Genomic DNA, 9,516 nt, shown 5'->3' on the forward strand with positions numbered 1-9,516 from the left:
CCAAAAGGGCAATGCTGGGCTTTCGCTGTTTCTGGGACACGCTCTTTAGCCTTGGTCGCCAGGACGCCGCCTGGTCGCCTGCTGGTTTCAACCGACGAGGGCGTTCATCAGCCACTGCTTGAACGCCGCCGCGTCAGCGGCGGTCTCGAACGCGTAGTTGTCGCCCTTGGCGTAGTACCAGCTGTCGCCGGGCCGCTTATCCAGCCAAGCCAGAATTCGAGCGCGGGCTTCAGGTCCGCGATCCGGCATGCTCATGGTGATGATCCTGCCCTTGATCCTGGCGTGCTCGATCGGCGTCAGTCGTTTCATGGGGGCTGTAAGACAGCCGTTCGTTCCTGGTGTCGATGCGTGGGAGCCGGTTCTCAACAGGCGCGCGGGGTTCTTCCCAGGTTGGAGACCTGCTCGATCTGGTCAGCGTTTGAACGGGGGTTTGAAGCGCTCGGCGAGGCCCTGTCGATCTTCATGGGCTGCCGGCGAATGAGGCCTTCCTGTCGAACCTCTGCAGAGGCGGGCGTTTTTCACAAGTCGGTCCAAGTCGCAGGTCGTCGGCTTTGTTTCTAGCGCGGACAAGTCGTGCCGACGCCTCTGAAACTCGTGAGAAACTCGATGAAAAGTCTCATTCAACTTGCTGATTTTTATCAATAAATATTGTTGACAGTCTGTGGATTGTTTTGCTTGCAATGAGTCGCGGCGTGCTGAAACGCGCTGGACCAGAGGAGGCGGATCATGAAACGGAACCTGGGACGGCGCCTGTTCGGCGCGGCCTTGGCGGGCGGACTTCTGGCGGCGGGTCGCGCTGTCGCGGGTGGAACCGGCATGCCCTGGGAAGGGCCGATCCAGCAGGTGGTGCAGTCGATCACCGGGCCGGTCGTCCAGGCGGCCGCCGTGATCGCCGTGGTGTTGTTCGGGGCAGGGGTCGCCATGAGCGAGAGCGGATCCTCGATGCGCCGGGCGCTGGGGATCCTGTTCGGTCTGACGATCGCCTTCGCGGCCTCGACCTTCTTTCTGGACTTCTTCGGCTTCGCCGGCGGGGCGGAGATCGGTTGATGGCCCGCTCGTCAGACAAGCGGCCGCCTGACGGCTGGGACCTGCCGGTCGCCCAGGCCCTGGTCGAACCCGTGCTGATGGCGGGCATGCCGCGCGACTACGCCGTCCTCATGGGCACCACCGCCATGGTCCTGGGCCTGGCCTTGCGCATCTGGTGGCTCGGGCTTCTGTGGTGGGCGCTCGCCCACGCCGTCGGCCTATGGGCGGCGCGGGCAGACCGGCGCTTCTTCGATGTCCTGCGGCGCCACCTAGCCCTGCCTGGCCATCTGGACGCGTGAGGCCGCCATGCGCTTCCTTGACGAACATCGCCGCCGCCCCGCCAGCCTGGCGGATCATCTGCCCTGGGCCGCCCTGGTCTCGCCGGGCGTGGTTCTGAACAAGGACGGATCCTTCACGACCGCCTTCTCCTTCCGGGGACCGGATCTGGAATCCTCGACGGAAGAGGAGTTGATGGCGGTCCGGGCGCGGCTGAACAACGCCCTGAAACGTCTCGGGACGGGCTGGTGTCTCCACGTGGAGGCTTGTCGGCGCCCGGCGGCGGCCTATCCGGAAAGCGCGTTCGAGGCGGAAGCGGCCTGGCTGGTCGACGCCGAGCGGCGGGATCGGTTTGAGGCCGCCGAACCGGCGTTTGAAACAGATTATCGCCTGGCCCTGACCTGGCTGCCGCCGGCCGATGAGACCCGGCGGCTGGAACGCTGGTTGTTCGACGGCCTGGCGCGGGCCGGACAGGACTGGCGCCAGACCCTGGCGACCTTTCGCCGTGAAGCCGATGCGACCTTCGATCTGCTGGCCGACGCCTTGCCGGAGATCGCGCCGCTCGAGGATGCGGCCCTCCTGACCTGGCTGCACGCCTGCGTCTCTCCCAAGCCTCATGAGGTTCGGCCGCCGGAGACGCCGGTCTTCCTGGACGCCTGGCTCGCGGATGCGGGCCTGACGGGCGGGACGGCGCCTCGATTGGGCGATCAATGGCTCAGGACGGTGTCGGTGCGCGGCCTGCCGTCGGCGACCCGGCCTGGACTGCTCGACGCTCTCGGCGCCTTGCCTTTTTCCTATCGTTGGACGGCGCGCTGGATCGGGCTCGACAAGGCCGAGGCCGAGCGGGAGATCGTCAAGCTGCGCAAGCGCTGGTTCTCCAAACGCAAGGGCGTAGGGGTCCTGCTGAGGGAGGCGATCACGCGCGAGGAGCAGCCGCTGATCGACACCGACGCCGCCTCCAAGGCGGAGGAATGCGACGGGGCCCTGGAGATGCTGGGGGCCGAGGCCTGCGCCTTCGGCTACCTGACCCTGACCGTTACGGTTCTGGATTCGTCAGAGGAAGGGACGGCGGCCAAGGCGAGGGCGGTCGAGGCGGCGCTCAACGCCCAGGGGCTGACGGCGCGGATCGAGGACCTCAATGCGGTGGAGGCCTGGCTCGGCTCCCTTCCCGGTGAGCCCTATGCCGATGTGCGCCGACCCCTGGTTTCGACCCTCAACCTGGCCGACCTCCTGCCGGTCTCGGCGGTCTGGGCCGGTCCTCCAGGAGACGCCTGCCTGGACGGGCCGCCTTTGGCGGTCGCCCGCACCACCGGATCCACGCCCTTTCGCCTGGTGCTCCACGTCGGCGACGTCGGCCACGCCATGGTGGTGGGGCCGACAGGGTCGGGCAAGAGCGCGCTCCTGTCCTTCATGGCCCTGCAGTGGTTTCGCTATCCTCAGGCGCGGGTGGTCTTTTTCGACAAGGGGCGTTCGGCACGGGCGGCGACGCTCGCTGCCGGAGGTCGCTGGCGGGCTCTGGAGCCGGGGACTGCTTTTTCTCTCCAGCCTCTGGCGGGGATCGATCAGGAAGACGAGCGGGCTTGGGCCGCTGAATGGATCGCCGAGACCGTGCGCCAGGCGGGACTTGAGCCGACGCCGGCGGTGCGTGAGGAAATCTGGGCGGCGCTCGCGGCGCTCGGCGAGGCACCCGTAGAGCAAAGGACGCTGACCGTCTTCTGCGCCCTGGTCCAGGACAAGGCCGTGGCGGCGGGCCTGGAGGCCCTGACCCTGAAAGGGCCGCACGGGGCGCTTCTGGATGGGGCGGGCGGAAGCCAGGCGCCGAGCCGGTTCGACACCTTCGAACTGGAGACCCTGATGGCGACGCCCTCGGCGGTGGCGCCGGTGCTGTCAGCCCTGTTCCATCATCTCGAACGGAGCTTTGACGGCCGACCGACCTTGCTGGTTCTGGACGAGGCCTGGCTTTTCCTGGGCGAAACGGCTTTTGCGGCCAAGATCCGCGAATGGCTGAAGACCCTGCGCAAGAAGCGGGTCGCCGTGGTCTTCGCCACCCAGAGCCTGGATGACGTGGCGGCCTCGTCGATCGCGGCCGCCCTGATCGAGTCCTGTCCGACCCAGGTCTTCCTGCCCAATCCTCGTGCTTTGGAGCCGTCGTCGGCGGACCTCTATCGGGGCTTCGGCCTCAACCGGCGCCAGTTGGAGCTGATCGCCTTCGCCGCCCCCAAGCGCGCCTATTACTGGCGCCAGCCCCAGGGGAGACGCCTGTTCGACCTGCGTTTGTCCGGCGTGGCCCTGGCCCTGTGCGGGGCTGGATCGCCCGAGGACCAGGCCCTCATCGACGCCGTTCTGATGCGATCCGGCGAGGCCGGCTTCGCCCGTGAATTCCTCAAAGCCAAGGGAGTGCGAGATGTGGATTCCGTTTTCGACGCCTTCGCCGCGCCGCTGGCGGCCGAATAGGCCGGCCGCGGTCATCGTCGCCGTCGCGGCCCTGATGGTCGCCGATGGCGTGCGAGCCCAGCAGGTCGTGTTCGACCCGCGCAATCATATGGAGAATGCGCTCCAGGCCGCCCGCCAACTCGAGAGTCTGGCCAATGAGGCGAGAAGCTTGGCGGCGTCGCCCTACAGTCATCTGGCCCGGAACAGCCAGACCTTGCAGGACATGGCCGAACTGGCGCGCACCGCGCGGGGGCTGGCCGCTTCAGTGGAGGGGTTGGAACAGCAATTCGCAGACCTCTATCCCGAAGACCTGTCAGGGGCGGACGCCTTGCGGTTGCTCGAACAGAGCCGGGACCGGAGCGCCAATGCGCGGCGCACGGCCGAAGACCTGGCTCGGACCGCAGCGGAACTGGAGCGATTGGGGCAGGGGCGCGGCCGGCGTTTGTCCGGAGCCCTTGAAGCCAGCCAGGCCGCCCAGGGCCAGACCGCCGCCGTCCAGTCGTCGAACCAGATGCTGGCCGTCCTGGCCGAGGACCTGGCGGCGCTTCGGGTCATCATGCTGGCCCAGGCCCGGCTGATGTCTGAAGGGGCCGCGCGGGGATCGGCGGAACGCGCGGCGGGCGTCGAGGCGCGCCGCCGGGCCTGGGCGCGGCCCGTCGCGGTCCCGAACCCGCCCGCCTTCGACCCGCTTTCGAACGCGCGGAACTGAGGGGCAGGGCGATGGCGGCATCTGTCGGCGTGGAGACCCCCAACGAGCTGATGGCGGTCTTCTCCAACACCGTCTCCGCGGGCTTCAGCGCCCTCCAGGGCCCGGTCAACAGCGTCTTCGGCCTGATGATCGCCCTGGTCGTCGCCCTGACCGGCATCCAGTGGGCCCTGTCGTCGAACCGGGAGGTCCTGGCGTCCGGCTTCGGCAAGGTTCTGTTGATCGGCGCCTTCGCCTGGTTGATCAACGACTGGCAGGCCCTGTCGGAGACCCTCTACGCTGGTTTCCTGGAACTGGGGCTGACGGCGGGCGGCGGCGATCTCAGCCGCGCGGACTTTCTCAACCCCGGCGCCGTCCTCGCGGAGGGCTGGCGGATCGTGAAGGCCCTGGGGGAGACGCCGGCGCCGGTGGAGAACCCGCTCGATATCGCCGGTAACCTGACCGACGCCCTGATCCTTGGGCTGGCCATGATCGGCATCATGCTGGCCTTCGCCATCCTGGCCCTGCAGATCATCGTCTCCCTGGTCGAGTTCAAGATCGTGACCCTGGGCGGCTTCATCCTTCTGCCCTTCGGCATATGGAGCAAGTCCGCCTTCTTGGCCGAGCGGCCGCTGGGCTATGTCGTCTCATCGGGGCTCAAGGTTCTCGCCCTGGCCATTGTCGTCTCGGGCGCTCGCACGGTCTTCGACCAACTCCAGCCCTCGGCCAATCCCGACATCTATGAAGCCCTGACCATATTGGTCGCGGCCATCCTCCTGGCCATGCTGGCCGTCTTCATTCCCAACCTGGCCTCGGCCCTCGTCACCGGCGGACCGGCCCTGGGCGCCGGGGCTCTGGTCACCGGCGGGCTTGCGGTCGGCGGCGCGGGGCTTCTGGCGGGCGTGGGTCTGGTCGGAGCGGGCGGCGCCGCCGCGCGCCTGGCGGGCCCGGCGCGGGCGGCGTCAAGCGCGGGGGCAGGGCGGTCGACGCCGCCATCCGGTTCGGCCGCGCCTTCGTCTCCGCCTTCGCCTTCATCGCCCCCGTCCTCGTCCTCGTCTTCCCCGGCCTCGTCCAGGCCTGGCGGGGCGGGGCGCGTCTCCCATGACCCTCCGTCGCCGACGGGACCGGGATCCGCGCCAGGCGGGTCCGGAATGGGTGAAGCCCAGCGGGCATGGTCTTCGGAAACGGGCCCTCAGGAGGAGGCGTCGTCGGCTGCGAAGTCGCAATCGACATCGACGCCCGGGAAGGATCAGGACGGCGGCGTTCCGGATGCGGCGGCCGGGTCGGGCCCGGCTAGAAAGCCTGCAACCATCGCCCGAGAAGCCGAAGCGGCGCGTCGGGATTTCCACCGGGCGGCGGCGGGCGGCGACGCCCCGGCAAAGGTCAGGCCCCAGGGCCGATCCGGCGCCCTGCAGGCCTTTTTCGTCGCCAACGCCGGACGCGGCCTGATGCCGTCGGGCGAGACCAGCGGCGTCCTGTCTCCCTCCCTCAAGACCGAGGAGCCCTGAGCCATGCATCCCTTCTTCAGGCCCCGGCGGGCGCTGAGCGCCGCCCCGACCTCAACCCCCTATCAGCGCGCCGGCCAGGTCTGGGACGACCGCATGGGCCTGTCCCTGGCCCATGCCCGCAACTGGCGACGCATGGCCCTGGCCAACCTCTTGCTGGCGGCCTTTCTCGGCGCCGGTTGGTGGGTCCAGGCCGACCGGGCCGTGGTCAAACCCTTTGTGGTGGAGGTGTCCGACTGGGGCGAGACCCAGAGGATCACCGCCATCGGCGGCCGCTATGAGCCGAGCGAAGCCCAGGTCGGCCATGCGCTTGGCGGCTGGATCCGCGACGTCCGCTCCAAGAGCATCGATCCCATCGTCATTCGTCAGAACTGGCTGCGGGCCTACGACCTGATGACGCCGAAGGCCGCCGCCTTCCTCAACACCTGGGCCCAGACCCACGACCCCTTCGCCGACGCCGGTCGGGAAGCGGTCAACGTCGAGGTGCTCAATGTCGTGCGTCGCTCAGAGCGGACCTACGACCTGCAGTGGCGCGAGACCCGCTTCGTTAACGGCCAGCAGGCCGGGAGCGAACGCTGGCGAGCCCTGATCACCACCGGCCTGCAGCCGCCTCGCACAGAGGCCGAGTTGATGAAGAACCCCCTGGGACTGAAGATCGAGGACGTATCATGGACCCCCGACGCCTCCTGACATCGACGCTCGCCCTGACCGCAGCTGGAACCTTGCTGGCGGGCTGCACCACCCTTGGGGATGGGGAGGCGGTCTCACCCGAACCCCTCCTGACTGCAGACCTCGTTCTGACGACCTTCGAGGAAGGGCCTGAGGTTCCGGCCGAGCCGGTCATCTCGCCTACGGAGGTTCCCTATCTGGCGGCGACGAAAGAGCCGTCATTTCGCGGGGCGGAGACGCGGAGCGGTCCAAGCGGGCGGGCGGCGATCGCCGCGGCCAACCAGGCGGCGCGCGCGCCTTCACGGGCGGACGGTTTCGTCGGAGGGGTCCAGGTCTTCGCCTGGTCGCCGGGGCGTGTGTTCGAGGTGTGGACGGCGCCCCTTCGCGTCACCACCCTGACGCTCGCGGAGGGCGAGACCCTGGTCTCCAAGGCGGCCGGCGACACGATCCGCTGGCAGATCGGCGAGGCGGTGTCGGGATCAGGTTCGGCGCGGCGGATCCATGTCCTGTTGAAGCCTCTGGAGCGCGGGCTGGAGACCAATCTGGTCCTGACCACCAATCGGCGGGTCTATCTGCTGGACCTGAAGAGCGGAGCGGCGGACGCCTTCAATACGGCGATCGCCTGGGATGAACCGGAGGCGTCCGCGGCTGGGGCGGATGTTCAAGAGCTGAAGGGATCGGACCCGCTCGTGAGGCCGGAAGGGCCGCTCGACGCGCGCTACCGTATCGAGCCGCTGGGACGTCGGGCGCGCTGGACGCCGTCATCGGTCTTCAACGACGGCCTGCGCACCTTCATCGCCTTCAGCGCCGATCTGCAGGTCGATGAGGCGCCGGTCCTGTTCGTCCTGGCTCCGGACGGCGAAGCCCAGTTGGTCAACTACCGGCAGCAGGGCGGTCTGTTCGTCGTCGACCGCCTGTTCGATCGTGCCGAGCTACGCCTGGGTGATCGCCGGCCCCAGGTGGTGCGCATCCATCGCCTTGCGGGAGTGGGCCGATGACCGACTTCGGGAAGCCCGGTTCCGCCGCGGATGCGCCTGGGCCGAAGGCGCCGGCGCCGGATCTCTCTCTGCGCGCGCCCCGTCCGCCGGTCGTCCGGTTGCGCAGGTCGGTCGTCCAGGTCGTGGTCTTGGGCGGCGCCATCCTGGTCTCGGGGTCTCTGGCCTGGGCCTTCGTGGTTCAGCCCGAGCTTCGCGCCGGGGCCCAGGCGCGTGCGGCTGAGAAAAAGCCGGAGCAGGGCCGAGGGCTGGTGCGACCGACCGAGATCGTCACCCGTCAGCCCTCCAGCTACGACCGGCTGCCTGAGCCTCGGGGCGTGGAGAGGCTGGAAGCGACGGTTCCGTCTCATGCAACAGGGCCGGCTTCGGCTTCGTCCTACCCGTCTCAGGCCTATCGATCGTCGCCCGTTCCGAGATCCGCGGGGGCGAGCGCCTCGGATCAGGCGGCGCGCTCGGCCCTTTTCTTCGACGTGGCGAGCAGCGGGCGGTCGCCCGCTGGACCGACCGGTCCAACCGCGTCCGACGGAAGCGATGGCGCGGGGGCTAACGGAGGGCGGAGCGGCGCCTACAACGAGAATGGGCTGGTCGCGCCTCTGTCGCCTTTCGAACTCAAGGCTGGAGCCGTCGTCCCGGCGGCGCTTTTGACCGGCGTCGACACGGCGCGCCCCGGTCCCGTCGTCGCCATGGTGACCCAGAATGTCTTCGACACGGTGAGCGGACGGCATCTGCTGATCCCCCAAGGCACGCGGCTGATCGGTCGCCATGAGGGCGAAAGCGCCTATGGCGACCGCCGGGCCTTCCTGGTGTGGGACCGTCTGATCCTGCCCAACGGCAAGAGCCTGATCCTGGACAGCGAGCCCGGCGTGGACGCGCAAGGGACGATCGGGGTGAGAGGGCTGGTCGATCGGCGCCTGTTTCCGCTCCTGGTCGGAACCCTCTTCGCGGGCGCCCTCACCACCCTGGGCCAGATGGCCCGGGATGACAGCGGTCGGAATGGGGGCGGCTGGCTCGGGGACGCCGGGGATGCGGCCGCGATCGAGGGAGCTCAGGTCGGCGGCCGTCTGGTGGACCGGGAACTGGAGGTCCGCCCGTCGATCCGGCTTCGGGCCGGAGCGCCGGTCCACGTCATGATCACGCGCGACCTGGTCCTGGAGCCTTACACGCCATGACGCCGCTTCATATCAGTCGTCTCTGGACGATCTCCGTGGCGGGCGTCGCCTTGGCGGCGGTCGTGGTGATCGGGTTCGACGGGCCGGCGCCCGTTCTGCTCAATGAAAGCCCGAGCCTGCCGCGCGGCCTCTATCTGCGCAGCGGGGCGACGGTCGAGCGGGGAGCGGTCGTGGCGATCGCCCAACCGGCGGAGGCTCGCCTCTATCTGACGCGCCTTGGCATGCCGAGCGACCTCCTTTTGCTCAAGCGCGTGGCCGCTGTCGGGGGAGATCCGGTCTGCGCCGGGTTGGGAACGGTCCGAACGCCGGGGCGACAGGTTTGGGCGTTTGATCGCGATCGCCAGGGCGCGGCCCTGCCGGCTTGGCGAGAGTGTCGCGTCATGGCGTCCGACGAACTCTTCTTGCTCGGCGACACGCCGGAAAGCTTCGACAGCCGCTATTTCGGTCCGGTCCAAAGGGGGGAGGCCGAGGGGGTCTATCGGGAGGTTCTGACATGGTGAGGGGTTTGTTGGCGGCGGCGGTCCTGTTGGGCGCGCCGGCGGAGGTTTCGGCCCAGGGGATCAACTGGGAACGCGCCGGCGGAGATATGTTTGGCCGGTCATACGAGGTCGGTGAAGCGTCGCTGGAGACCGGCGATGATCCGCGTCTGGTTCCCTTGAGCCAGCCTTTCGGCGAGGCCGTGGCGGAGGCGGCCGAGCGCCACGGCTTGGATCCAAAGCTGCTCCACGCCCTGGTCATGACGGAGAGCGCCTATAGAC

10 protein-coding genes and 1 pseudogene are annotated in these 9,516 nt (G+C 68.8%); 10 read left to right on the forward strand and 1 reads right to left on the reverse strand.

What is annotated here, in order from left to right:
• Positions 1–87: 87 nt before the first annotated feature.
• Positions 88–309, reverse strand: a complete 222-nt coding sequence (locus FM111_RS00255) for a hypothetical protein (protein WP_087138743.1) — start codon at positions 307–309, stop codon at positions 88–90.
• A gap of 417 nt (positions 310–726) precedes the next feature.
• Here FM111_RS00255 and FM111_RS00260 point away from each other — a divergent pair, with 417 nt between their 5' ends.
• The 10 genes and pseudogenes from FM111_RS00260 to FM111_RS16300 all read left to right on the forward strand — a co-directional run.
• A complete protein-coding gene (locus FM111_RS00260) occupies positions 727–1,047 on the forward strand; it encodes a TrbC/VirB2 family protein (RefSeq protein ID WP_087138744.1) in 321 nt (106 codons plus the stop codon).
• Positions 1,047–1,325: a VirB3 family type IV secretion system protein gene (locus tag FM111_RS00265; protein WP_087138745.1), complete on the forward strand. Its 279-nt coding sequence runs from the start codon at positions 1,047–1,049 to the stop codon at positions 1,323–1,325. Before FM111_RS00260 ends, FM111_RS00265 begins: the two co-directional genes overlap by 1 nt.
• A 7-nt stretch (positions 1,326–1,332) precedes the next feature.
• Positions 1,333–3,756: a conjugal transfer protein TrbE gene (trbE, locus tag FM111_RS00270; protein WP_087138746.1), complete on the forward strand. Its 2,424-nt coding sequence runs from the start codon at positions 1,333–1,335 to the stop codon at positions 3,754–3,756.
• Positions 3,707–4,444 carry a conjugal transfer protein TrbJ gene (locus tag FM111_RS00275; protein ID WP_087138747.1) on the forward strand — a complete coding sequence of 246 codons (738 nt, stop codon included), beginning with the start codon at positions 3,707–3,709 and terminating at the stop codon, positions 4,442–4,444. Before trbE ends, FM111_RS00275 begins: the two co-directional genes overlap by 50 nt.
• A gap of 11 nt (positions 4,445–4,455) precedes the next feature.
• Complete coding sequence (gene trbL / locus FM111_RS00280) at positions 4,456–5,928, forward strand: P-type conjugative transfer protein TrbL (protein ID WP_087138748.1); 1,473 nt, start codon at positions 4,456–4,458, stop codon at positions 5,926–5,928.
• Between the two features lie 3 nt (positions 5,929–5,931).
• Positions 5,932–6,615, forward strand: coding sequence for a conjugal transfer protein TrbF (trbF, locus tag FM111_RS00285; RefSeq protein WP_087138749.1), 684 nt, complete (start codon positions 5,932–5,934; stop codon positions 6,613–6,615).
• Positions 6,594–7,592: a P-type conjugative transfer protein TrbG gene (trbG, locus tag FM111_RS00290; RefSeq protein WP_087138750.1), complete on the forward strand. Its 999-nt coding sequence runs from the start codon at positions 6,594–6,596 to the stop codon at positions 7,590–7,592. Before trbF ends, trbG begins: the two co-directional genes overlap by 22 nt.
• A complete protein-coding gene (locus FM111_RS00295) occupies positions 7,589–8,758 on the forward strand; it encodes a TrbI/VirB10 family protein (RefSeq protein WP_087138751.1) in 1,170 nt (389 codons plus the stop codon). Before trbG ends, FM111_RS00295 begins: the two co-directional genes overlap by 4 nt.
• Positions 8,755–9,258, forward strand: a complete 504-nt coding sequence (locus tag FM111_RS00300) for a S26 family signal peptidase (RefSeq protein ID WP_087138752.1) — start codon at positions 8,755–8,757, stop codon at positions 9,256–9,258. Before FM111_RS00295 ends, FM111_RS00300 begins: the two co-directional genes overlap by 4 nt.
• Positions 9,252–9,516: pseudogene (locus FM111_RS16300) on the forward strand (lytic transglycosylase domain-containing protein); the annotation flags it as partial. The gene FM111_RS00300 and the pseudogene FM111_RS16300, both read left to right, overlap by 7 nt.

Source organism: Brevundimonas diminuta 3F5N, from assembly GCF_900163625.1.
GTDB classification, from domain to species: Bacteria; Pseudomonadota; Alphaproteobacteria; order Caulobacterales; family Caulobacteraceae; genus Brevundimonas; species Brevundimonas diminuta_A.

Excerpts from the sequence above, each read along its gene's own strand:
- FM111_RS00260 (WP_087138744.1), top strand. The coding sequence starts at position 727 with ATGAAACGGAACCTGGGACGGCGCCTGTTCGGCGCGGCCTTGGCGGGC.
- FM111_RS00300 (WP_087138752.1), top strand. The coding sequence starts at position 8,755 with ATGACGCCGCTTCATATCAGTCGTCTCTGGACGATCTCCGTGGCGGGC.
- FM111_RS00255 (WP_087138743.1), bottom strand. The coding sequence starts at position 309 with ATGAAACGACTGACGCCGATCGAGCACGCCAGGATCAAGGGCAGGATC.
- trbL (WP_087138748.1), top strand. The coding sequence starts at position 4,456 with ATGGCGGCATCTGTCGGCGTGGAGACCCCCAACGAGCTGATGGCGGTC.
- FM111_RS00295 (WP_087138751.1), top strand. The coding sequence starts at position 7,589 with ATGACCGACTTCGGGAAGCCCGGTTCCGCCGCGGATGCGCCTGGGCCG.
- FM111_RS00275 (WP_087138747.1), top strand. The coding sequence starts at position 3,707 with ATGTGGATTCCGTTTTCGACGCCTTCGCCGCGCCGCTGGCGGCCGAAT.
- trbE (WP_087138746.1), top strand. The coding sequence starts at position 1,333 with ATGCGCTTCCTTGACGAACATCGCCGCCGCCCCGCCAGCCTGGCGGAT.
- trbG (WP_087138750.1), top strand. The coding sequence starts at position 6,594 with ATGGACCCCCGACGCCTCCTGACATCGACGCTCGCCCTGACCGCAGCT.
- trbF (WP_087138749.1), top strand. The coding sequence starts at position 5,932 with ATGCATCCCTTCTTCAGGCCCCGGCGGGCGCTGAGCGCCGCCCCGACC.
- FM111_RS00265 (WP_087138745.1), top strand. The coding sequence starts at position 1,047 with ATGGCCCGCTCGTCAGACAAGCGGCCGCCTGACGGCTGGGACCTGCCG.